Below are 21,907 nucleotides of genomic sequence, written 5' to 3' on the forward strand. Positions count from 1 at the left end.
AGTGATCATCCAGACCCCTCAGATGTCGAGGTTCTCGGCGAAGGCGGCACGCTCCTGGATAAAGCGGAAGCGGGCCTCCGGCTTTGTTCCCATCAAGGCGTCGACCGCGTCCCGCGTGCCCTCGAAATCGACGTCATCGATCCCGACCCTGAGCAGCGTCCGCTTGCTCGGATCCATGGTCGTTTCCTTGAGCTGCGCCGGCATCATTTCACCGAGACCTTTGAAGCGTCCGATCTCGACCTTCTTGCCCTTGAAGACCGTCTCCATCAGCTCGGCCCGGTGGGCGTCGTCGCGGGCATAAACGGTCTTCGCACCCTGTCGAATGACGTAAAGCGGCGGAACGGCGAGATAGAGATGGTTGCCGCGGATGAGTTCGGGCATTTCCTGATAGAAGAAGGTGATCAGCAGCGATGCGATATGCGCGCCGTCGACGTCGGCATCGGTCATCACGATGATGCGTTCGTAGCGAAGGTCTTCCTCGCGATATTTTGTCCGCGTACCGCAGCCGAGCGCCTGAATGAGATCGGCGATCTGCTGGTTGGCCATCAGCTTTTCGCGGCTGGCTGAGCCGACGTTGAGGATCTTACCCCGCAGCGGCAGGATCGCCTGGTTGGCGCGGTTGCGCGCCTGCTTGGCCGAGCCACCGGCCGAGTCACCCTCGACGATGAAGAGTTCGGCGCCTTCGGCCGTGTTCTGGGAGCAGTCGGCAAGCTTGCCCGGCAAACGCAGTTTGCGCACGGCCGTCTTGCGATTGACTTCCTTTTCCTTGCGGCGGCGCAGACGCTCTTCCGCGCGCTCGATCACCCAGTCGAGCAGCTTGGCCGCTTCGTTGGGATTGTCGGCGAGATAATGGTCGAAGGGGTCGCGCAGCACGTTTTCGACAAGACGCTGGGCCTCGACGGTCGCGAGCTTGTCCTTGGTCTGGCCGACGAATTCAGGCTCGCGGATGAAAACCGAAAGCATGCCGACAGCGGAGATCATCACGTCGTCGGTGGTGATTTCCTTGGCGCGCTTGTTCTGCGTCAGTTCGGCATAGTTCTTCAGGCCCTTGGTGAGCGCAATGCGCAGGCCCGCCTCATGCGTGCCACCCTCGGGGGTCGGGATCGTGTTGCAGTAAGAGTGCAAAGCCGGATCGCCACCATACCAAGTGACTGCCCATTCCATCGCTCCATGGCCGCCGGTCTTCTCGGTCTTGCCGGCGAAAATCTCGCGGGTGACGGTGAACTCCTTGCCGAGCGTCGCGGCCAGATAGTCCTTCAAGCCTCCGGGGAAGTGGAAAACGGCCTTTTCCGGTATGTCGCCACCCTCGGGCACCATGCCCGGATCGCAGGACCAGCGGATCTCGACGCCACCGAACAGATAGGCCTTCGAGCGCGCCATTCGGAAAATTCGGCCCGGATCGAACTTCGCATGATCGCCGAAGATCTGCGGATCGGGATGGAAGCGAACCCGCGTGCCGCGACGGTTGTGCACTTCGCCCAGTTCTTCGAGCCCGCCTTGCGGGACGCCGCGCGAGAAGGTCTGGCGATAGAGCTTGCGATTGCGGGCGACTTCGACTTCGAGCAGGTCGGAGAGCGCGTTCACGACGGAGACGCCGACGCCGTGCAGACCGCCTGAAGTCTCATAGGCCTTGCCGTCGAACTTGCCGCCGGCGTGCAGCTTGGTCATGATCACTTCGAGCGTCGACTTGCCCGGTACCTGCGGATGCAGTTCGACCGGGATACCGCGACCGTTATCCGTGACCGTCAGGAAGCCCTGAGTATCCAAATGCACGTCGATAAAGTTGGCGTGGCCGGCCACCGCTTCGTCCATCGAGTTATCGATGACTTCAGCAAACAGGTGGTGCAGCGCCTTTTCGTCCGTGCCGCCGATATACATCCCCGGACGCATACGCACCGGCTCGAGGCCTTCGAGAACACGAATGGAGGACGCACCATATTCCTCGGCACCCGCACTTGAAGCAGGGGCAGTCGGTCGCGCGGCGGGCGCGGGCGCAGGGGTCGGCGTCGTCACGGTTTCCGTCTCGACCTTCTGGGCGAGCGGCATGCCGGAAAAGAGATCGTTGTCGTCCATGGCGTCGTTCGATACTCTGTTGCTGTTCGATGCCGGCTTCGCGGCACCTTCATAAAGCCGCCGCATCAGGCCAGTCGCATCTGCGAATCGGTCGGATTGTGCCAGAAAGGCAGGGCAGGCGCGAAGGACCAGAGAGCCGGCGCATGTTGAATTCGGGCCAGCTTTGCGTGGCGCATTTCGCGAAGGCAAGCGTGAGCCGAGAGGAAACCCATCTTCCATGCAGATGTCCACAGCTCATTTCCGCACTGCGGCGATTTCCTGCGTTCTCTTTCCGTTTCTGTTCCTGTCGAGTGCCAAAGCCAACACCATCGCACCATTCAAGGATGAGCTGTTTTCGAACCAGACGGTCCTGGAAAGTGGAGACAGCGGCGATTTCACCCGCATCGATTATGACGAGATGCGCGACATCAACGGTCGCGACAGTATCCCTGAGCGCCGCGTGAAGGAGCGCTATGTTTCGCTGAAGGTACGCAGGGTCCAGGAGAACCAGACACTGCAGCTCCCGACCGGGCCGATGGAGGTCGGACGGGTCGGCCGTGACCAGGGCCAGGCCTTCACCGTGATCTTCATTCACGGCAGGGGCGGGGACAGACGCCTTGGCCTGAACGACATCAGCTTCGGCGGCAATTTCAATCGCCTGAAGAACCTTGCCGCCGAAAACGGCGGCACCTATTACGCGCCTTCTGTGAGAAGCTTCGACGACAAGGGCGTAAGCGAGATCGCGTCCCTTGTTGGCTACGCCTCGGCCCAATCGGGTGGCAAGCCGGTGGTTCTGGCTTGTGCATCCATGGGCAGCTTCATCTGCTCGGGCCTGTCGCGTGATCCGGCAACCGTGGCGAAGCTCTCAGGCATGGCGATCCTCGGCGGGGCGCCGGATCCGGCGCTGCCGAAGAGTGCTGCAGCCAAGGCCAGGCTGCCGATCTGGTTCACCCATGGCAGCCGCGACAGCGTCTACGCAGCCGAAGGCCAGGTTTCTATTTACAGGAAGCTCCGCGCCGCCGGTCAGCCGGTTCGCTTTACTCTGTTCGAGACCGGATCGCACGGGACTCCGATGCGCATGTCGGATTGGCGCGCACTTCTCAATTGGCTGATCCGTTGAACGGTTGGTCTGCCGGTTATTCGGGCGCCAAAGGTTCACATTTTCACCATGTCGCCCGATAAACGGGCCAATTGGATAGCGCAATCTTTCCTTCCGGGCTCAGATTTGCTACTTCGCACAAGCGAAATAGGGGTTGAGACGATATGACACCGGATGTTCGCCCGCTTGTTGCGGGCAATTGGAAGATGAACGGCACACGAGCCTCGCTCGATCAGATCAAGGCGATTGCTGAAGGTGTCCAGGGACCATTGTCCGAGAAGGTCGAAACCCTGATCTGCCCGCCGGCAACGCTGCTTTATGTCGCGACCGCGCTGTGCACCGACAGTCCTCTGCAGATCGGTGCACAGGATTGCCATCAGAATGCCTCGGGCGCCCATACCGGTGATCTCTCGGCCGAGATGATCGCCGACTGCTTCGGCACGCATGTCATCGTCGGCCACTCCGAGCGCCGCACCGACCATGCCGAAACCGATCATCTTGTGCGCGCCAAGGCTGAAGCCGCCTATGCGGCGGACCTGACAGCCGTGATCTGCATTGGCGAGACGGCAGATGAGCGCAAATCCGGTCAGACGCTCGACATCCTTAAGCGTCAGCTTGCCGGTTCCGTTCCGGATGGCGCTACGGCAGAACGCACTGTGATCGCCTACGAGCCCGTTTGGGCGATCGGGACCGGCCTGACGCCGACCGTTGCCGACGTTGCGGAAGCGCATGCTTTCCTGCGTGCCGAACTCATCAAGCGTTTTGGCGACGTGGGCAAGAAGATGCGCCTTCTCTATGGCGGCTCGGTCAAGCCTTCGAATGCGAAGGAACTGATGGCGGTCGACAATGTCGACGGTGCCCTGATCGGTGGTGCGAGCTTGAAGGCAGCTGATTTCCTCGCCATATACCAGGTCTATGAGGAACTCACCGCCTAAGGGGCAAAGTCCCGAAATGCGGAAGAGGGGCTTTCAATGCCCGTTCCTCTCATGTAAAGAGCCGCCAACCTCATTGATTTTGCCCTTATCGGGCAGGATGGACATTCCATGCAGACCGTATTGCTCGTTATCTATCTCATGGTCGTCGTCGCCCTGATCGGCGTCGTCCTCATCCAGCGCTCCGAAGGCGGCGGCCTCGGTGTCGGCGGCGGCTCGGGCTTCATGTCGGCACGCGGCACGGCCAATGCGCTGACCCGCACCACAGCAATCCTCGCGACGCTGTTCTTCGTGATCTCCTTGGCGCTCGGCATCCTGGCTCGTCATGAATCGCGTCCGACCGACATCCTTGACCGAATCCCGGCAGGCAACGGCACGACCCAGGGCGGCGGCAGCGTACTCGACCAGCTCCCGGGCACCGCACCGGCTCAGTCGACGCCTGCGGCACCTGCAGCTCCTGCAGCAGACCCCAACGCCGTTCCGAACAACTGATCGGAACGACTTCCATCACTCCGGCGGGCTCCAGGGTCCGCCGGTTTTCTTTTGTCCATATTCCGCCGATTCCACGAAAAATGTGGGACAAACCCGATTAGGGCTGGCGGAATCGAATCTGAAACGGTATCCGGTGAAGCCCATGGCGCGATATGTATTCATCACTGGCGGCGTGGTTTCCTCTCTTGGCAAAGGAATTGCGGCCGCGGCACTCGGAGCATTGTTGCAGGCACGCGGTTACCGCGTACGTTTGCGCAAGCTGGACCCTTATCTCAACGTTGACCCGGGCACCATGAGCCCGACTCAACACGGCGAAGTCTTCGTCACCGACGACGGCGCCGAGACCGACCTTGATCTCGGTCACTATGAACGCTTCACGGGGCGGTCGGCCACCAAGACCGACAACATCACCACCGGTCGCATTTACAAGAACATCATCGACAAGGAACGCCGCGGCGATTATCTCGGCGCAACCGTTCAGGTCATTCCGCACGTCACCAACGAGATCAAGGATTTCGTCATTGAAGGCAATGACGAATACGATTTCGTCATCTGCGAGATCGGTGGCACCGTCGGCGACATCGAAGCCATGCCCTTCATGGAAGCGATCCGCCAGCTCGGCAACGACCTGCCGCGCGGCACGGCCGTCTATGTGCACCTGACCCTGATGCCCTATATCCCGGCGGCCGGCGAGTTGAAGACCAAGCCGACCCAGCACTCCGTCAAGGAACTGCAGGCGCTCGGTATCCATCCGGACATTCTGCTGGTACGTGCCGACCGCGAGATCCCGCAGGCCGAGCGCCGCAAGCTCTCGCTGTTCTGCAACGTGCGTGAAAGCGCCGTGATCCAGGCTCTCGATGTCGCCAACATCTATGACGTGCCGATGGCCTATCACAAGGAAGGCCTCGACAACGAGGTTCTGGCGGCCTTCGGTATCGAGCCGGCCCCGAAGCCACGTCTGGATGCCTGGGAAGAGGTCTGCAATCGCATCCGCACACCGGAAGGCGAAGTGACGATTGCAATCGTCGGCAAGTACACCGGCCTCAAGGACGCCTATAAGTCGCTGATTGAGGCGCTTTATCACGGTGGCATCGCCAACCGGGTGAAGGTGAAGCTCGAATGGATCGAGTCGGAAATCTTCGAAAAGGAAGATCCGTCGCCATGGCTCGAAAAGGTCAACGGCATCTTGGTGCCCGGCGGCTTCGGCGAGCGCGGTTCGGAAGGCAAGATCCTCGCGGCTCAGTTCGCCCGAGAGCGCAAGGTGCCTTATTTCGGCATCTGCTTCGGCATGCAGATGGCCGTCGTCGAAGCGGCGCGTCATCTCGCTGGCATCGAGAACGCGTCTTCGACCGAATTCGGCAAGACCGAAGAGCCGGTCGTTGGCCTTATGACCGAATGGATGAAGGGCAACGAGCTTGAAAAGCGTTCGGCTGTCGGCGACCTCGGTGGCACGATGCGTCTCGGCGCCTACAAGGCCTCGCTGAAGAAGGGCACCAAGATCTCCGAGATCTATGGCTCGACCGACATCTCTGAGCGCCATCGCCACCGCTACGAAGTCAATGTCGACTACAAGGACCGGCTGGAAGCCTGCGGTCTGGTCTTCTCGGGCATGTCGCCGGACGGCCTTCTGCCGGAAACCGTCGAATATCCTGACCATCCGTGGTTCATTGGTGTTCAGTACCATCCGGAACTGAAGTCACGCCCGCTCGACCCGCATCCGCTCTTCGCAAGCTTCATCGGTGCGGCCCTCGAGCAGAGCCGCCTCGTCTGACCTTTGCCTTCGATAGTGTTTGAGAAACCCGGCCTAGTGCCGGGTTTTTTTCGTTCAAGGCCTGCGCAAGGAACAACGTCTACTTCAGGTCGAGAAGGAGTTCGCTATGCGCATTTCAGACACAGGGCTTTATGTGCCGACCTACACCACCCGTAGCAAGCCTGCCCAGGAACAACTGCCGACCACAGCGGCCGGGTCCCAAACAACCGCACAACGCACCCTGGAGCGAGATCAATCGGCCTCAGGCCTTGCCTCGAACCTCTGGCAACTCCAGACGGGTGTGTATTCCAGCAAGGACGCCGCAGAGGCTGCCATGAAGCGAAATGATTTGCGTGCCGAATTCCTGGAGGAAAGCGCCAAAACGCCGGCCGAACGGATCCGTGACCTCTATTTGGAGGAGCACGGCCTGACGGAAGAGATGCTCGCCGAGATGCCGGAGGAGGATCGCAAGGCTGTCGAAGAGGAAATCGCAGCCTTGATCAAACGGCAATATGGAATGGAAGATACCACAGCCGAGGAAGGCAAGACGACCGCGACTGGGGTCTGATCTCACGATCCTTCAGAGGCGTAGAAGCATCACTGGCACGGTATCTCCTGCCTCGGCCGCCGGGGCATGGGGCGGCCTGACGATCAGGCAATCGGATTGCGAGAAAATTCGCATCATCGACGAATCCTGCTTGCCGAAGCTTTCGACCAGCGGGATACCGTCGTCCTGTTCCGTCAGCTTTGCGCGTACATAATCCTGCCGTTTGTCATTGGCGGGCAGGGCGGCCTGCAGTCGGGCTTGCGCCATGCGTCGGCGTGGCTTCCTGTGACCAAGCTTGCACAGCAGAGGCTCAAGAAAGAGAAGGCCGCAGACGAGGCTCGACACCGGGTTGCCCGGAAGTCCGAGCACATGCATGTTTTCGAGATGGCCTACCATCAGCGGCTTGCCTGGCCGCATGGCAATCCGCCAGAAGTCGAGTTCCATGCCGGCGGAAACCAGCGTCGATTGCACCAGGTCATGGTCGCCGACGGATGCGCCCCCGAGCGTGACGAGCACGTCGACGCCCAGTGCGCCTGCCTGATCTACGGCTTTTCGCAACAAGTCCCGATCATCAGGCACGATGCCAAGGTCAATCACCTCGGCGCCATTCTCGCGCGCCAGTGCGGCGATCCCGAAGCTGTTCGAACCGATGATCTGGCTGGGTCCAGGCGTTTGTCCGGGCGGCAGTAGTTCGTCGCCCGTCGCAAGGATCGCAATCCGCGGGCGGCGATAGACGGGCAGTGTCGCATGGTTCATCGCGGCGGCCAGCGTCAGGTGGCTGAAGTCCATGTGCAACCCCGCAGACAGCGCGACATCGCCTTCGACGAAATCCTGCCCGCGCGGTCGAATGTGTCGTCCGACTGTGACGGCAAAGGTAGTGCGGATTCTGTTATCGCCAAGCGTTTCGGCATCCTCCTGCAAGAGGATGCTGTCGGCTCCATCCGGAACGGGCGCACCGGTGAAGATCCGCACCGTCTCGCCAGGTCCTACCGTTCCGCCAAAACCATGGCCGGCCGCCGATTCGCCAATGACCGTGAGGATACTGCCGACCTCTGCCGCATCGGCTGCACGCAGAGCATAGCCATCCATGGCGGAGGCATTGAAAGGAGGCTGTGTGAGGCGGGCGAGCAGATTCGTCGCGAGGATGCGCCCGTTGGCCTCGTGAAGCGAGACTTCTTCGACATCGGTGACCGGATGGGCCGCGGCAAGCAGCCTTGCAAGGGCGTCGTCGACCGGCAGCAGCGACATCAGCCGCGCTCCGGGTGGCAGAAATCGCCCGATTTGCCGCCACTCTTCTCCATCACGCGGATCCCACCGATTTCCATCGTCTTGTCCACGGCCTTGGCCATGTCGTAGATCGTCAGGCAGGTGACAGAGACGGCCGTCAACGCCTCCATCTCGACGCCGGTCTTGCCGGTTAGCTTGACGGTCGCCGCGACGCGCAGCCCCGGCAGATCCGGGTCCTCCTCGATATCGACAGTCACCTTGGACAGCATCAGCGGGTGACACAGCGGAATGAGATTGCTCGTCTGTTTGGCCGCCATGATGCCGGCAATGCGGGCGGTGCCGATCACATCGCCCTTCTTGGCATTGCCCTCGCGTATCGTGGAAAGCGTCTCCGGCTTCATCTTCACGAAGCCTTCGGCGACCGCAATGCGAACCGTGTCATCCTTGGCCGAGACATCCACCATATGCGCCTCGCCGGAGGCGCCGATATGCGTCAGACCGCTGGACCCGGAAGTCATTCCGCAGCCAGCGCGCCGGTCTTGCCGGTCAAAAGCAGGCGGGTCGCCTCAGCGACATCGTCCTTGCGCATCAGGCTCTCGCCGACGAGGAAAGTTGTGATGCCCGATTTCTGCAGCCGCTGGCAGTCTTCATAGGTGAAGATGCCGCTCTCACCGACCAAGAGGCGATCGGCCGGAACCATGGCCGCGAGATCTTCGCTGACCGTGAGGCTGACGTCGAAGGTCCGCAGATTGCGGTTGTTGATGCCGACGAGGGGCGACTTGAGCTTCAGCGCCCGCTCCATTTCCTCGGCATCGTGCACTTCGATCAATACATCCATGCCGAGGTCGAAGGCGACGTTTTCCAGTTCCGAGGCCTCTGTATCAGACAGCGAGGCCATGATCAGCAGGATGCAGTCGCCACCCCAGGCGCGGGCCTCGTAGACCTGATAGGCGTCGAACATGAAGTCCTTACGCAGCGCCGGCAGGGAGCAGGCCTTGCGAGCGGCCGTCAGGTATTCGGGCGCCCCTTGAAAGCTCGGTGTATCCGTGAGTACAGAGAGGCAGGCGGCCCCACCGGCCTCATAGGCGGCCGCGAGTGCCGGCGGATCGAAATCCGGACGGATGAGCCCCTTGGAGGGGCTCGCCTTCTTGATCTCGGCAATGAGCCCGAACCGGCCTTCGTCCCGGGCGCTGAGAAGCGAACGGTAAAAGCCGCGCGGCACGTCTTGGCTCGCGATCCGGTCCTTGAGTTCCGACAGCGAGACGGCAGCCTTGGCGGCCGCGATTTCTTCCCGCTTGTAGGTTTCGATGCGCTTCAGGATATCGGTCATGGTTTGAAGATTACCCTCAAGCGGCAGAATTGGAAATGGCGATCAGCGTGTCGAGTGCCCGGGCTGCACTGCCGGTGTCCAGCGACTGGCTGGCGAGATGCATGCCCTCGGTCACGTCCTTGGCCTTGCCGGACACGATCAGCGAGGCAGCGGCGTTGCAGAGGGCCACGTCGCGATAGGCGGTCTTGGCGCCACCCAGTACGTCCCGCAAAGCGGTTGCGTTGACGGTGCCATCACCACCCCTGATCGCGTCGAGAGAAACGGTCTCCACGCCAAAATCGTCCGGTGTCAGCTCGAAGGTCCGGATTTCGCCGTCCTTCAGCTCTGCCACCTGGCTCGGTCCTGTCGTGGTGATTTCGTCCAGCCCACTGCCATGTACGACCCAAGCACTGGTAAGGCCGAGATCGCGCAAGGCTTCCGCCCCGGGAACGAGCCATTCCGGCGAATATACGCCGAACAGCTGCTTCTTGACGCGGGCAGGGCTGGAAAGCGGACCGACGATGTTGAAGATGGTCCGCGCCCCGAGTTCGACGCGGGCGGGGCCCACATGGCGCATGGCCGGATGATGCAGCTGCGCGAACATGAAGCCGATCCCTGCCTCGCGGATGCAGCGCGAGATCATGTCCGGCTCGATGTCGAGTTTGACACCGAGCTGCGATAGCGCATCGGCCGTGCCCGACTTCGAGCTCAGCGCCCGGTTGCCGTGCTTGGCAACGGGCACGCCGGCTCCGGCTACGATCAGGGCTGCCAGCGTCGAGATGTTATAGGTATTCGTCCCGTCACCGCCCGTGCCGACGATGTCGATGGCATCTTCGGGAGCATCGACCGGCACCATCTTCTGGCGCATGATCGACACGGCCCCGGCAATCTCGTCAACGGTTTCGCCGCGGACCCGAAGCCCCATCAGGAAGCCGCCGACCTGCGCCATGCTGGCTTCGCCCGACATCAGGATTTCGAAGGCGTCGCTCGCTTCCTGCCGCGAAAGCGGCTGGCGCGTGGCGATCTTGGCGATGAAGGGCTTCAACCCGGACATTCTCAACTCCCCCTCTGGCCGATGCTTATCGGACGATGGCCTGCTGGGCCAGCGCCTGATTGATCGTCACGCCATATTCCGACTGCAGTTGACCGACCATCTGGTCGAGGATGTCGTCGCCTGCGGAGTTCGCGACCTGAGCGATCTGCTCATCTTCATTGAGCGGCACGCCGCCGGTAGGCTGGTCACGGACGGCCGTGACCGTCAGCAGGATCTGCGTCGAAGGATCACCGCCGGACGCAGTCACCACGATGCCCTGCGGGCCGGAGAACGCGGCGGTCACCGCCGTCGGGCCGAGAACCGCATCTTCAGTACGGCGGGTGATGCCGGCCTTGCTTTCGACCGCAAGGCCCAGTTCGGCGGCGACTTCTTCCAGAGTGCCACCGTCTGCGACGCGCTGGCGCAGGCTCTCCGCCTTCGCACCGAGTGCTATGCGCTGCTGTTCTGCGGTCCAGTCGGCAATCGCCTTTTCACGCACTTCGGCCAGTTCGCGATCGCGCTCGGCCTTGATGTCGGTGACATCGAACCAGATGAAACCGTTATTGCCCATGGTGACCGGCAAGGCCTCGATACCGATTTCGGTGCGGAAGACGTCTGCGAGCAGTTTGTCCCGTTCAGGAATGCCGGCAACTTCCGTTTCGCGACTGTCGAGCCCGCGGCGGTCGATATCGGTGACAGTCACAGTCTGGAGCCTCAACTGGTCGGCCGCTTCCTTGAGTGTCGAGCCACCGGCCCGCAGATCTTCGAACTGGTCGTGGACCGATGTGAGATCGGCGATCGCCGCCTGCTCGGCCAGCGCTTCGCGGATCTCTTCCTTCACCTCGTCGAGGCTCTGGGTGCGGCCTTCCTTGATGTTGGTGACGCGCAGGATGACCGGGCCGAGAGCGCCGTCGACGACATCGGTGGTGCCGCCTTCGGCAGTCACGGCAAAGGCTGCCGCGGCAAGGGCCGGATCAGGCAGGCGGTCGCGGGTGAAGTCGCCGAGCAGCACGTCACTGGCGGTCTTGCCCTGATCGGTGACGAGCTGGTCGAAGCTCGTGCCCTTCTGCAGTTCTTCAACCGCTGCTTCCGCCATTTCGCGGTTTTCGAAGCTCAACTGCTCGATCGTGCGTGTCCCGGCAATCTCGTAGGAGGACTTGCGGCGCTCGTAGTCTTCACGGATCTGTTCGTCGGTGATGGAGGCCTTATCGGCAATGTCGGAGGGTTCCAGCTTCACATAGTTGAAGCTGCGATATTCCGGTGCGCGGTAACCGGATTTCGTCGTCTCGAACCACGCTGCCAGGGTCGCATCATCGGGTGCCTTGATGAGCTCGATATTGGCATTGGTGAGCAGGATGTAGTTGATGTCGCGGTTTTCGTAGCGATAGGCCTTGATCGCGTCGATCAGCACCTTCGGCGCAACGAAGCCGTCGGCTGTGGCGTCAACGATCTGGCTGCGGATGGCGACCTTCGAGCGTTCCTCGATATAGTCGTCTTCGCGAAGACCGGCATTGCGCAGACGGGAGGAAAACAGTGCGCGATCGAAGTTGCCGGCAGAGTTCTTGAAAGCCGGATCATCGGCAATCAGCTGCGCAAGCCGATCCTGGGAAAGACCGAGGTTCATGTCAGCAGCCAGCTGGTCGAGGGCAGCACCGGCGGCAAGCTGCGAGAACACCTGGGATTCGATGCCGAAGGCGCGGGCCTGTTCGGTTGTGAGCTGCATCCCGAACCGGTTGCTCATGTCGGCGACCTGGCGCTGATAGGCAAAGGCGAAGTCGGCCGAAGAGACGCTTTGATCGCCAACCGCAACGACAGTGTCTGACGTGTTGCTGAATAGCGAAGCTGAAACGCCCCAGACGCCAAAGGACAGGACGAGCAGCAGAAGCAAGATCTTGGCGAACAGGGTTCGGGAAGCTTTTCTCAAGAAGACGAGCATCGGGACGCATAAACCTCATTGTAAATCTTCGTCGGGGACGAAGCAGGTTGACTTCCTTAGAACAAAGCTCCGTGGAATTGAAGGCATCGGACGGCGAAATGCGCGACCATCACGGGGAGTTTGATCGCTGCCTTCGATAAGGGACGCAGTCGGCCCGCGCAGAACGAAAGAAGGCCGGACAAAGCCGGCCTTCTCGATACTCGAAGATGGAAGAAAGTCTCAGCGCTCCGAGAGCGCCTTGTAATCGCGCTTCGGCTCACCGGTATAGAGCTGACGCGGACGACCGATGCGCTGCTGCGGATCCTCGATCATCTCGTTCCACTGCGCGATCCAGCCGACGGTGCGCGCGAGCGCGAAAAGAACGGTGAACATGGTCGTCGGGAAGCCGAGCGCACGCAGCGTGATGCCCGAATAGAAGTCGACGTTCGGGTAGAGCTTCTTGTCGATGAAGTAGGGGTCGTTGAGCGCGATCTTTTCGAGCTCGAGTGCTACCTTCATCAGCGGATCATCGGCATGGCCTGTCGCTTCGAGGACTTCGTACATGGTCTTCTGCATGATCTTGGCGCGCGGGTCGTAGTTCTTGTAGACCCGGTGGCCGAAGCCCATCAGACGGAACGGATCGTTCTTGTCCTTGGCCTTGGCGATATATTCCGGAATGCGGTCAACCGAGCCGATTTCCTGCAACATGTTCAAGGCAGCCTCGTTGGCGCCGCCATGGGCAGGGCCCCAAAGGCACGCGATGCCGGCCGCGATGCAGGCGAACGGATTGGCGCCTGAAGAGCCGGCGAGACGCACGGTCGAGGTCGAGGCGTTCTGCTCGTGATCGGCATGGAGGATGAAAATGCGGTCCATGGCGCGCGCCAGAACCGGGTTCACCTGGTACTCTTCGCAGGGCACGGCAAAGCACATGCGCAGGAAGTTAGACGCATAATCGAGATCGTTCTTCGGGTAAACGAAGGGCTGGCCGACGTGATACTTGTAGGCCATGGCCGCGATCGTCGGCATCTTGGCGATCATGCGCAGCGAAGCGACCATGCGCTGATGCGGATCGGTGATGTCGGTCGAGTCGTGGTAGAAGGCGGAGAGCGCGCCGACCGTGCCGACCATGACCGCCATCGGATGGGCGTCACGGCGATAGCCGGAGAAGAACTTGCTCATCTGCTCATGCACCATGGTGTGGTGCGTAACGCGATAGTCGAAGTCCTTCTTCTGCGCAGCCGTCGGCAATTCGCCGTAGAGCAGCAGGTAGCAGACCTCGAGGAAGTCGCCCTTTTCAGCAAGCTGTTCGATCGGGTAGCCGCGATGCAGAAGCGTGCCTTCGTCCCCGTCGATATAGGTGATCTTGGACTCGCAGGATGCCGTGGACGTGAAGCCCGGATCGTAGGTGAACGTGCCCGTGTGCTTGTAAAGGGCGCCGATGTCGATGACGTCAGGGCCGATCGTGCCGGCCTTGACGCTCAGGTCGACCGTCTTGTCACCGAGTTTCAAAGAAGCGCTTTTGTCCGTCATGCTGATCCTCCGGAATTGGCGGGAAGGCGTCTTGAAAAAAGCCGCCATCGGTTAAGCGTGTGATGTAGCTATATGATACCGAAGTTAATGCCAAGCTATCCAAAGGGCAAATTGTGCGTCGCGAAAACAGCAACAATCGAACCGAACGGTTCTAATCGTTTGAAGCCCGAATAGGCGGCAAAAACACGATTCGTTGCACGCATTGATTGCTGACGGATTTCGCTTATTCTGTCGGCATATGGGGGCGATCCGGCCGGGTGTGGCTGATGGGAGAAACTGCGGAAATTCAGGGGGAAGGGCGCCTCCGGTCCGGTGATGTACTGGTCCGGCGAGACTTGCCTCGACCACTCGAAAAACGCGCAACACCCGGTTTATCGACGATCGGCCGTGCTGTCGCCGCTCGCGCTGTTTTGCATCGCATTCTCAGGCAGGTTCGACAGGACGTCTCAGACGAAAGTCGGCACGGGCATTTTTTCCTCTTCGTGCCCGTCTGGCTCGGCGCCGGTGCTGCAATCTGGTTTTCCGTTGGCCAACCACCGCCGGCCTTGGTCCTCGGACTGCTCCTTGCTTGCCTGGCTTTCGCGCTTTCGCGGGCGATACGCGACACCGTGGCGCATGTGGTCCTGTGGAGTTTGTGCCTGATCCTTCTCGGCATGCTGATGGCCGAATGGGAGACAAGGCGAGCGTCCACCGTGATCCTTGATCAGCCACTTGTCACCACGGTCACCGGGCTTGTCGAGCGACGGGAGGAGGGGGCGGGCGGTGAATGGCGTTACGTGTTGCGCGTGATCCAGACCGCAGAGCCGAGCATCCGACGGTCGCCGGCACGCGTGTCCCTTCTGGCCCGAAGCAAGCATGTGCCAGCTGCCATCGGCGAGCAATTGAGCGGTCGCGCCCGTCTCTCACCACCTTCAGGTCCGGCTTTGCCGGGATTGAACGACTTTAGCTTCCAAAGCTACTTCGCCGGCATCGGCGCTGTCGGCTTCTTCCTCGGTCCGCCCCAGGCCAAAACCTCCGCTTCATTGGCGGAGAAAGGTCTGTGGGATCGCTTCGACGCGTCCCTGTTCTCGCTCCGGGATCGCATTTCAAGCCGCATTCGCAGCATACTGCCCGGAGATCCCGGCGCCTTCGCTGCTGCGATCATTACCGGCGAACGCAGATCGATGTCGGAAGAGGCGACGGAGGCGCTGCGCGTCTCGGGCCTCGCCCATATCACCGCGATCTCGGGCCTCAACATGGCGCTTGCCGCCGGCATTTTCTTCGTCGGATTGCGAGGGCTTCTGAGCCTCATGCCGACTTTTGCCCACCGTTATCCGGTGAAGAAGATCGCAGCCGCCGGCGCGCTTCTGGCGACGACCGGCTATGTGCTTATATCCGGCTACCAAGTCACCGCGTTGCGGGCCTATCTGATGACGGCGGTCATGCTCGGAGCCGTCCTCTTCGACCGCCCGGCTGTCAGCCTCCACAATCTGGCACTTGCGGCAACCGCGATCCTCGCGGTCCAGCCCTCGACGGTGATGGGGCCTAGTTTCCAGATGTCTTTCGCGGCGACTGCAGCCCTGATTGCCGGTTACGCGGGGTGGCGGGCGCGACCGCGCGCGATCCTGCCTCGTGCCCGCTCGCTTGCCATGCGGATTGCTGCCGGGTTTGCCAAGTTCGTCGGCGGCACCCTGGCGACATCGTTCATCGGCGGGGTCTCGACCGCCGTCTTTGCCATCAGCCATTTTCACCGGCTGTCGACCCATGGACTCGAGGCAAACCTCGCCGCCATGCCGCTGATCTCGCTGGTCGTGATGCCGTCCGGCTTCATTGCCATGCTGCTCATGCCATTTGGCCTCGACGGCCCATTCTTCTGGATCATGGGTAAGGGCCTGGAAATGGTGCTCATTGTCGCTCACACCGTCTCCGGCTGGGGCGGCGGCTACGTCTTCCCGCGTCTGCCATCATGGTTCATGCCCGGCGCAATCGCCGGCATGCTCTTGCTGATGCTCCTCAGAACCCCGATCAGGCATGTCGGCACGGCTCTCATCGTCGCAACGCTCGCTGCTGCCTTCCTTGCTCCACGTTCCCCGGGTGGCGAACTGATGGTCAGCGAGGACGCACGGTTGGTCGCGATTCGGGTGGCAAGTGGCGACACGTCCATCATTGCCATCAACCGAGCCCGCCCGGCAGCCTTCATCTTCGATCAATGGCGGCCGGTGCTCGGTATCGATGAGCCAAGGCATCCGGTCATGCTCGACACGGTACCCCTGCCACCGGCGCCAGACCGGCGTACTGGGCAAACCCTGTCGGAGGAGCAGAGCAAACTGGCAGAGGCTGTATTTGACAGCCTACTCAAGGCCGCCGGCAGAGAACAGTTCACCTGTGTCAAGCAGGCCTGTGCCATCAGACTGGAGAACGGCAACACGCTGCTGACGCTGGAACGCCCGGATCTCATCGGAACAGCCTGCGACCGCGCTGATATCGTCGTTCTGTCGGCGCGCACACGCGTCAAAGCCTGCCGCTCTGGCGCGCTCCTGATTTCGGAGGCGAGCCAGCGCGCAACCGGCTCCCTCGAGATCGCGGGCCTAGCCGCCACCTCGCAAGCCATGACGGTCAGGTCCGCGCTCGACGGACCCTCCAGGCCATGGACGGCGCACCGTCTCTACGACTGGCGAACAGCCTCTTCCGAAAGCACGCATGAATTTGCGGGTCCAACTGGCACTGTCCGACCAAAGCTGGAGACCGATGCTGATCAGTGATAGCGGCGAATGAGGCCCACCAGCTTGCCCTGGATCTTCACGCGATCCGGAGGGAAGATGCGGGTTTCGTATGCCGGATTGGCGGCTTCCAGTGCAATCGATGCACCGCGGCGGCGGAAGCGTTTGAGTGTCGCCTCCTCGTCGTCGACGAGCGCCACGATGATGTCACCGGGATTGGCGTTAGAGGCATTGCGGATGATGACCGTATCGCCGTCAAGAATACCGGCCTCGATCATCGAATCGCCCTTGACCTCAAGTGCATAGTGATCGCCCGCGCCGATCATCTCAGCCGGTACCGTGATGTCATGAGTGTTGTTCTGAATCGCTGAAATCGGCACACCGGCTGCAATCCGGCCCATGACCGGCACGGAGACAGACGAACCGTTGTCCTCGACCGGCGGCTTGGTCAGCGCTGGCGCCGGTGGCGTCTTGCCGAGACTGCCCTCGATCACGCTCGGTGCAAAGCCGCGGCGCGGCTGGATGCTCGGCGAATAGGCTTCCGGAAGCTTGATGACCTCCAAGGCACGCGCCCGGTTCGGCAAGCGTCGGATGAAGCCGCGCTCCTCGAGCGCAGTGATCAGGCGGTGGATCCCGGATTTCGATGCGAGGTCCAGCGCATCCTTCATCTCGTCGAAGGACGGCGGGACACCCGATTCCTTCATCCGTTCATGGATGAAGAGAAGCAGTTCCTGTTGCTTGCGCGTCAGCATATGCGGTGCCCTCGGAGTGAAACAAATACAGAACAGACACTATATGTTCCAGTTGTGTTCCGCAAGGGTATAAATTTTCGTGAAGAGCCGGTGAGAAAATGCGATAGCCGCCTGCAAGGGTATTGAAACCGTCCGATTTTGACGTGCTGCAGTGCTGAGTGCAGATCTGGTCCGGGATCGGGCAAAACCGCCTTCGAGGGTGCTGTATATGTTGAAGGATATTGAGAAACTCGTTCTGGGGAAGTTGTCATCTGATCTTTCGTCAGCAGAGCAAAAGGTGCTGAAGCGGGCGCGGGAGCGCCGCACGGTGTCGACCAATGCCGGCGAGGACTTTTTGGCCCATGCGACCTTCGGTCAGCGGCTCGCAGACGGCATTGCACGGGTCGGCGGCTCCTGGGGATTCATCATCGGCTTCATGCTGTTTTTGGTCGCCTGGGTCATCCTCAACACGGTGATTCTTGCAACAGGTGCGCTCGATCCCTATCCGTTCATCTTCCTGAACTTGATCCTGTCGATGCTTGCCGCCGTCCAGGCGCCGATCATCATGATGAGCCAGAACCGGCAGGCGGAGCGCGATCGCTTCATGGCGGCGAAGGACTACGAGATCAATCTCAAGGCGGAGATCGAAGTCTTGGCCCTGCATCACAAGATCGACGAGCAGGTGTTAAAGGAACTGCGCGAAACCCGCGAGCAGATCGATGCCTTGCGGCAGGCGGTCGAAGGCCTTTCCATTCAGGCGTCCAATTCTCAGAATTGATGCAGAAACCGAGAGCAAACATGTCCAATTCCATTTCCTCACCCCGCGCTATCGATCATCTCGTATTGCCGATCACCGATCTCGAAACCGCCCGCGAGCGGCTCACTCACCTCGGATTCACCGTCGCGGCGGATGCCCGCCACCCTTTCGGCACCGAGAATGCCTGCGTTTTCTTCGCCGATGACACCTATTTGGAGCCGCTGGCCGTCGGTAGTCGGGAAGACTGTCTGGAGGCTGCGCGCACGGGCAATGTCTTTGTCGCTCGCGATCAGGCCTTCCGCTTTCGGCGCGTCGAGGGGCTCTCCGCCATCGTCGTGAAGACGGAAGATGCATTGGCGGACGATGCGGCCTACCGCGAGGACGGGATGAGCGCTGGCTCTGTGCTCGATTTCGCGCGCCAGTTTCGTTTTCCGGATGGCCAAACCGCGGAGGGGGCTTTCCGACTCGCCTTTGCAGCAGATCTCCGTGCGCCCGATTTCTTCGCCTTCGCCTGCCAGCGCATCAACCCGCTTCCGACCGATCGGGATTCCCTGCTTGTGCATGCCAACGGCGCGACAGGGCTCCGGCGCGTAGTGCTGGTCGAAGAGAACCCGAGCGACTTCCAATATCTCCTGGAAACGGTTGTTGATCAGCGGGATGTCACCGCCCATTCCTTCGGGCTCTCGATTCAGACCGCCAACGTCGCCGTCGACGTGCTGACACCGGAGGGTTTCCGGCTCCACTTCGGCCAGGAATTGCTGGTCTCGGAAAGGGGGCTCGTCGGGGCGGCCGTGGTTATTGCGGTTGATGATCTCGGCGTGACAGAAGCCTGCCTCGCTGCTAAGGGCGTCAGCTATCAAAAAACGGGCGCGCGCCTCGTCGTCGCGCCGGAAAAGGGGCAGGGGGTGACCTTTGCCTTCGAGGAGTTGAAATGAGCGTTTCTCCCAATTCGGAAGTCGTCGTCGGCGAAGGTCCGGCTAAGGCCGTCTTTTCCCAGAAAGGCCGTTTTGCCCTGATTGCCGGTCCCTGCCAGATGGAAAGCCGCGACCATGCCTTCATGATTGCCGGCCAGCTCGTCGAGCTTTGCCGCGAACTCGGCCTCGGCCTCGTCTACAAGTCGTCCTTCGACAAGGCGAACCGGACCTCGCTGTCCGCCGAGCGCGGCATTGGCCTGGAAACGGCGATGGAAGTCTTCGCGGACATCAAGAAGGAATTCGGCGTACCGGTCCTCACCGACATCCATACGGAAGAGCAGTGCGCCGCCGTTGCCCCGACTGTCGACGTCCTGCAGATCCCAGCCTTTCTTTGCCGCCAGACAGACCTTCTGGTGGCTGCGGCGAAGACCGGTTGCGCGATCAACGTCAAGAAGGGCCAGTTCCTGGCGCCCTGGGACATGAAGAATGTCCTGAACAAGATCACCGGTTCCGGCAATCCGAACGTCATGCTCTGCGAGCGCGGGGCCTCCTTCGGCTACAACACGCTGGTCTCCGACATGCGCTCGCTGCCGATCATGGCGGCGATGGGCGCGCCCGTCGTCTTTGATGCCACGCACTCGGTGCAGCAGCCTGGCGGACAGGGCGGCTCCACCGGCGGTCAGCGGGAATTTGTCGAGACGCTTGCCCGTGCGGCTGTTGCTGTCGGTGTCGGTGGCCTCTTCATCGAGACCCATCAGGATCCGGACAACGCCCCGTCGGATGGCCCGAACATGGTGAAGATCACCGACATGCGTCGGCTGCTCGAAAAACTCATCGCCTTCGACGATATTGCCAAGTCATCTTGAAAGCTTCCCGCGGCGCTTCAATCGGTTGAACCGGAAGCGCCGCAGGCAATTGCCGTTTAAATCGATTAGATTTCGTCCCTTCCGCCCCTGATCCGTCATTGTATTTTCCCGATCATCGGATAAGAGAGGATGACTCACAGGCGGGTCCAGCGGCTTATGCCCGGTGATCGGCCTTCGGAGCCTTGTCCAATTTCCGTCTACAGGGAGCGAACATGACCGCCATCACCGACATCATCGGCCGCGAAATTCTCGACAGCCGTGGCAACCCGACCGTCGAAGTCGACGTCTATCTCGAAGATGGCAGCATGGGCCGCGCTGCGGTTCCCTCGGGCGCATCGACCGGCGCGCATGAAGCCGTCGAGCTGCGTGACGGTGGCTCGCGCTATCTCGGCAAGGGCGTCGAAAAGGCGGTCGAAGCCGTCAACGGCGAGATCTATGACGCGATCGGTGGTCACGATGCCGAGAACCAGATCCAGATCGACAATCTGATGATCCAGCTCGACGGCACGCCGAACAAGGCCCGCCTGGGCGCCAACGCCATCCTCGGCGTTTCGCTCGCCGTTGCCAAGGCTGCCGCTCAGTCCTCCGGTCTGCCGCTCTACCGGTACGTTGGTGGCCCGAACGCCCATGTCCTGCCGGTGCCGATGATGAACATCATCAATGGTGGCGCGCATGCCGACAACCCGATCGACTTCCAGGAATTCATGATCGTGCCGGTCGGCGCCGAAACCATCCGCGACGCTGTTCGCATGGGTTCGGAAGTCTTCCACACGCTGAAGAAGCAGCTCGCTGCCGACGGTCACAACACCAATGTCGGTGACGAAGGCGGTTTCGCCCCGGGTCTGGCATCTGCTCCTGCCGCTCTCGACTTCATCATGAAGTCGATCGAAAAGGCCGGCTATCGTCCGGGCGAAGACATGCACATCGCGCTCGACTGCGCCTCGACCGAATTCTTCAAGGACGGCAAGTATGTCCTGGAAGGCGAAGGCCGTACGCTTGAGCCGGAAGCCATGGCCGAATACCTCGCCGAGCTGGCGGCAAAGTACCCGATCTTCTCGATCGAAGACGGTATGGCCGAAGACGACTGGGATGGCTGGAAGGCACTCACCGACAAGGTCGGCAAGAAGGTCCAGCTCGTCGGCGACGATCTCTTTGTCACCAATTCGGCCCGTCTGCGCGACGGCATCAAGATGGGTGTCGCCAACTCGATCCTCGTGAAGGTCAACCAGATCGGTTCGCTGTCTGAAACGCTTGATGCCGTCTCGACCGCCCACCGCGCGGCCTATACCGCCGTGATGTCGCACCGCTCGGGCGAAACCGAGGACTCGACGATCGCCGATCTCGCGGTTGCCACCAACTGCGGTCAGATCAAGACCGGCTCGCTGGCCCGCTCCGACCGTACCGCCAAGTACAACCAGTTGATCCGCATCGAGGAAGAACTGGGGCCGCAGGCCGTCTACGCCGGCGCCTCGATCCTGCGCGGCTGATCTCGGTCGAATTCCTTCGAAGCCCGTGCCGGTTCCCCGGCGCGGGCTTTTTCTTTTGCACTGCGATTAGGGTCAACGGTCGGTTAAGATCTGACGGTTACTCTTGCGACAAGTTTCGCGTTTCAGGGCATTGTCGGCATGTGGACCAGGCATCACAAGAAGAAGAAATACGGCCGTCTCATTCTTCCCGCTATCACCGTCGCTTTCCTGTCCTATTTCGGCTACCATTCCATCCATGGTGATTACGGCCTCAGGGCGGGGCAGGAATTCGAGCGCATCCGGCAAGAGCGTGCATCGGAGCTTGATAGGCTCGTGGCCCAGCGGACCGTCCTTGAAAAGGATGTCAGTCTCTTGAGTGATGGCTCTCTCGATGAGGACATCATAGACGAAAAGGCGCGCTATCAGCTCAACATGTCGCGCCCGGACGAAATCGTAATCTTCAACACCTATTTCTGATTAACCTGAATTCAGTTAATCGTAAATTTTTTAGTCATTACAGTTGCTTGCGGCGAATGATAGCCATGCATTTATGGCATTGCCGCCGTGCTCTTTCTTCCCTATTCTGTG

Annotated in this window: 19 protein-coding genes; 11 read left to right on the top strand and 8 right to left on the bottom strand. The window is 61.0% G+C overall.

Annotated elements, in window-relative coordinates:
- Window positions 1-18: 18 nt before the first annotated feature.
- On the bottom strand, window positions 19-2,073 hold the full coding sequence (gene parE / locus D4A92_RS17070) for a DNA topoisomerase IV subunit B (protein WP_203015993.1): 2,055 nt from the start codon (window positions 2,071-2,073) through the stop codon (window positions 19-21).
- A 223-nt stretch (window positions 2,074-2,296) separates the two neighbouring features.
- Between parE and D4A92_RS17075 the strand changes: the two genes are divergently transcribed.
- The 5 genes from D4A92_RS17075 (at window position 2,297) to D4A92_RS17095 (ending at window position 6,893) form a co-directional block, all read left to right on the top strand.
- Window positions 2,297-3,172 carry an alpha/beta fold hydrolase gene (locus D4A92_RS17075; RefSeq protein WP_203020007.1) on the top strand — a complete coding sequence of 292 codons (876 nt, stop codon included), beginning with the start codon at window positions 2,297-2,299 and terminating at the stop codon, window positions 3,170-3,172.
- Window positions 3,173-3,315: 143 nt separating this feature from the next.
- Window positions 3,316-4,086, top strand: a complete 771-nt coding sequence (gene tpiA, locus D4A92_RS17080; protein WP_203015995.1) for a triose-phosphate isomerase — start codon at window positions 3,316-3,318, stop codon at window positions 4,084-4,086.
- A gap of 108 nt (window positions 4,087-4,194) precedes the next feature.
- The gene (gene secG / locus D4A92_RS17085) at window positions 4,195-4,575 is read left to right on the top strand and encodes a preprotein translocase subunit SecG (protein WP_076396349.1); all 381 of its coding nucleotides are present in this window, start codon (window positions 4,195-4,197) and stop codon (window positions 4,573-4,575) included.
- Between the two features lie 133 nt (window positions 4,576-4,708).
- Window positions 4,709-6,346 (top strand): CTP synthase, encoded by a 1,638-nt coding sequence (locus D4A92_RS17090; protein ID WP_281435252.1) that lies wholly within the window; start codon window positions 4,709-4,711, stop codon window positions 6,344-6,346.
- A gap of 106 nt (window positions 6,347-6,452) precedes the next feature.
- On the top strand, window positions 6,453-6,893 hold the full coding sequence (locus tag D4A92_RS17095) for a hypothetical protein (protein WP_203016004.1): 441 nt from the start codon (window positions 6,453-6,455) through the stop codon (window positions 6,891-6,893).
- A 12-nt stretch (window positions 6,894-6,905) separates the two neighbouring features.
- On the opposite strand, the gene D4A92_RS17100 is transcribed toward D4A92_RS17095, so the two are convergent.
- The 6 genes from D4A92_RS17100 to gltA all read right to left on the bottom strand — a co-directional run bounded on the left by D4A92_RS17100 (window position 6,906) and on the right by gltA (window position 13,886).
- On the bottom strand, window positions 6,906-8,120 hold the full coding sequence (locus D4A92_RS17100) for a molybdopterin molybdotransferase MoeA (protein WP_203016006.1): 1,215 nt from the start codon (window positions 8,118-8,120) through the stop codon (window positions 6,906-6,908).
- The gene (gene moaC, locus D4A92_RS17105) at window positions 8,120-8,617 is read right to left on the bottom strand and encodes a cyclic pyranopterin monophosphate synthase MoaC (protein ID WP_203016009.1); all 498 of its coding nucleotides are present in this window, start codon (window positions 8,615-8,617) and stop codon (window positions 8,120-8,122) included. Before moaC ends, D4A92_RS17100 begins: the two co-directional genes overlap by 1 nt.
- On the bottom strand, window positions 8,614-9,429 hold the full coding sequence (trpC, locus tag D4A92_RS17110) for an indole-3-glycerol phosphate synthase TrpC (RefSeq protein WP_203016011.1): 816 nt from the start codon (window positions 9,427-9,429) through the stop codon (window positions 8,614-8,616). Before trpC ends, moaC begins: the two co-directional genes overlap by 4 nt.
- A gap of 16 nt (window positions 9,430-9,445) precedes the next feature.
- Window positions 9,446-10,462: an anthranilate phosphoribosyltransferase gene (trpD, locus tag D4A92_RS17115; protein ID WP_203016013.1), complete on the bottom strand. Its 1,017-nt coding sequence runs from the start codon at window positions 10,460-10,462 to the stop codon at window positions 9,446-9,448.
- Between the two features lie 25 nt (window positions 10,463-10,487).
- Complete coding sequence (locus D4A92_RS17120) at window positions 10,488-12,377, bottom strand: peptidylprolyl isomerase (RefSeq protein ID WP_203016015.1); 1,890 nt, start codon at window positions 12,375-12,377, stop codon at window positions 10,488-10,490.
- A 219-nt stretch (window positions 12,378-12,596) separates the two neighbouring features.
- Window positions 12,597-13,886, bottom strand: a complete 1,290-nt coding sequence (gene gltA, locus D4A92_RS17125; RefSeq protein WP_054148057.1) for a citrate synthase — start codon at window positions 13,884-13,886, stop codon at window positions 12,597-12,599.
- A gap of 482 nt (window positions 13,887-14,368) precedes the next feature.
- On the opposite strand from gltA, the gene D4A92_RS17130 reads away from it, so the two are divergent.
- Window positions 14,369-16,627 (top strand): ComEC/Rec2 family competence protein, encoded by a 2,259-nt coding sequence (locus D4A92_RS17130; protein WP_246753966.1) that lies wholly within the window; start codon window positions 14,369-14,371, stop codon window positions 16,625-16,627.
- On the opposite strand, the gene lexA is transcribed toward D4A92_RS17130, so the two are convergent.
- Window positions 16,621-17,337 (bottom strand): transcriptional repressor LexA, encoded by a 717-nt coding sequence (gene lexA / locus D4A92_RS17135; RefSeq protein ID WP_054148058.1) that lies wholly within the window; start codon window positions 17,335-17,337, stop codon window positions 16,621-16,623. The genes D4A92_RS17130 and lexA overlap by 7 nt on opposite strands.
- Before the next feature lie 208 nt (window positions 17,338-17,545).
- Between lexA and D4A92_RS17140 the strand changes: the two genes are divergently transcribed.
- From D4A92_RS17140 to D4A92_RS17160, 5 genes are all read left to right on the top strand, one after another.
- A complete protein-coding gene (locus D4A92_RS17140) occupies window positions 17,546-18,094 on the top strand; it encodes a DUF1003 domain-containing protein (protein WP_203016019.1) in 549 nt (182 codons plus the stop codon).
- A 20-nt stretch (window positions 18,095-18,114) separates the two neighbouring features.
- Window positions 18,115-19,008, top strand: a complete 894-nt coding sequence (locus D4A92_RS17145) for a VOC family protein (RefSeq protein ID WP_203016020.1) — start codon at window positions 18,115-18,117, stop codon at window positions 19,006-19,008.
- Complete coding sequence (kdsA, locus tag D4A92_RS17150) at window positions 19,005-19,853, top strand: 3-deoxy-8-phosphooctulonate synthase (RefSeq protein WP_203016022.1); 849 nt, start codon at window positions 19,005-19,007, stop codon at window positions 19,851-19,853. The genes D4A92_RS17145 and kdsA overlap by 4 nt, the downstream gene beginning before the upstream one ends.
- Before the next feature lie 212 nt (window positions 19,854-20,065).
- Entirely contained in the window at window positions 20,066-21,340 is a 1,275-nt protein-coding gene (gene eno / locus D4A92_RS17155; RefSeq protein ID WP_203016024.1) for a phosphopyruvate hydratase, read from the top strand.
- A gap of 138 nt (window positions 21,341-21,478) precedes the next feature.
- Entirely contained in the window at window positions 21,479-21,796 is a 318-nt protein-coding gene (locus D4A92_RS17160) for an FtsB family cell division protein (RefSeq protein WP_203016026.1), read from the top strand.
- The last annotated feature ends 111 nt before the right edge of the window (window positions 21,797-21,907 follow it).

This window comes from Rhizobium rosettiformans (assembly GCF_016806065.1).
In the GTDB taxonomy this organism is placed as follows: Bacteria; Pseudomonadota; Alphaproteobacteria; order Rhizobiales; family Rhizobiaceae; genus Allorhizobium.

Bases quoted from the DNA above. Each gene is read 5' to 3' on its own strand.
- parE (WP_203015993.1), bottom strand. From the start codon at position 2,073: ATGGACGACAACGATCTCTTTTCCGGCATGCCGCTCGCCCAGAAGGTC.
- D4A92_RS17075 (WP_203020007.1), top strand. From the start codon at position 2,297: ATGTCCACAGCTCATTTCCGCACTGCGGCGATTTCCTGCGTTCTCTTT.
- tpiA (WP_203015995.1), top strand. From the start codon at position 3,316: ATGACACCGGATGTTCGCCCGCTTGTTGCGGGCAATTGGAAGATGAAC.
- secG (WP_076396349.1), top strand. From the start codon at position 4,195: ATGCAGACCGTATTGCTCGTTATCTATCTCATGGTCGTCGTCGCCCTG.
- D4A92_RS17095 (WP_203016004.1), top strand. From the start codon at position 6,453: ATGCGCATTTCAGACACAGGGCTTTATGTGCCGACCTACACCACCCGT.
- D4A92_RS17100 (WP_203016006.1), bottom strand. From the start codon at position 8,120: ATGTCGCTGCTGCCGGTCGACGACGCCCTTGCAAGGCTGCTTGCCGCG.
- moaC (WP_203016009.1), bottom strand. From the start codon at position 8,617: ATGACTTCCGGGTCCAGCGGTCTGACGCATATCGGCGCCTCCGGCGAG.
- trpC (WP_203016011.1), bottom strand. From the start codon at position 9,429: ATGACCGATATCCTGAAGCGCATCGAAACCTACAAGCGGGAAGAAATC.
- trpD (WP_203016013.1), bottom strand. From the start codon at position 10,462: ATGTCCGGGTTGAAGCCCTTCATCGCCAAGATCGCCACGCGCCAGCCG.
- D4A92_RS17120 (WP_203016015.1), bottom strand. From the start codon at position 12,377: ATGCTCGTCTTCTTGAGAAAAGCTTCCCGAACCCTGTTCGCCAAGATC.
- gltA (WP_054148057.1), bottom strand. From the start codon at position 13,886: ATGACGGACAAAAGCGCTTCTTTGAAACTCGGTGACAAGACGGTCGAC.
- lexA (WP_054148058.1), bottom strand. From the start codon at position 17,337: ATGCTGACGCGCAAGCAACAGGAACTGCTTCTCTTCATCCATGAACGG.
- D4A92_RS17140 (WP_203016019.1), top strand. From the start codon at position 17,546: ATGTTGAAGGATATTGAGAAACTCGTTCTGGGGAAGTTGTCATCTGAT.
- D4A92_RS17145 (WP_203016020.1), top strand. From the start codon at position 18,115: ATGTCCAATTCCATTTCCTCACCCCGCGCTATCGATCATCTCGTATTG.
- kdsA (WP_203016022.1), top strand. From the start codon at position 19,005: ATGAGCGTTTCTCCCAATTCGGAAGTCGTCGTCGGCGAAGGTCCGGCT.
- eno (WP_203016024.1), top strand. From the start codon at position 20,066: ATGACCGCCATCACCGACATCATCGGCCGCGAAATTCTCGACAGCCGT.
- D4A92_RS17160 (WP_203016026.1), top strand. From the start codon at position 21,479: ATGTGGACCAGGCATCACAAGAAGAAGAAATACGGCCGTCTCATTCTT.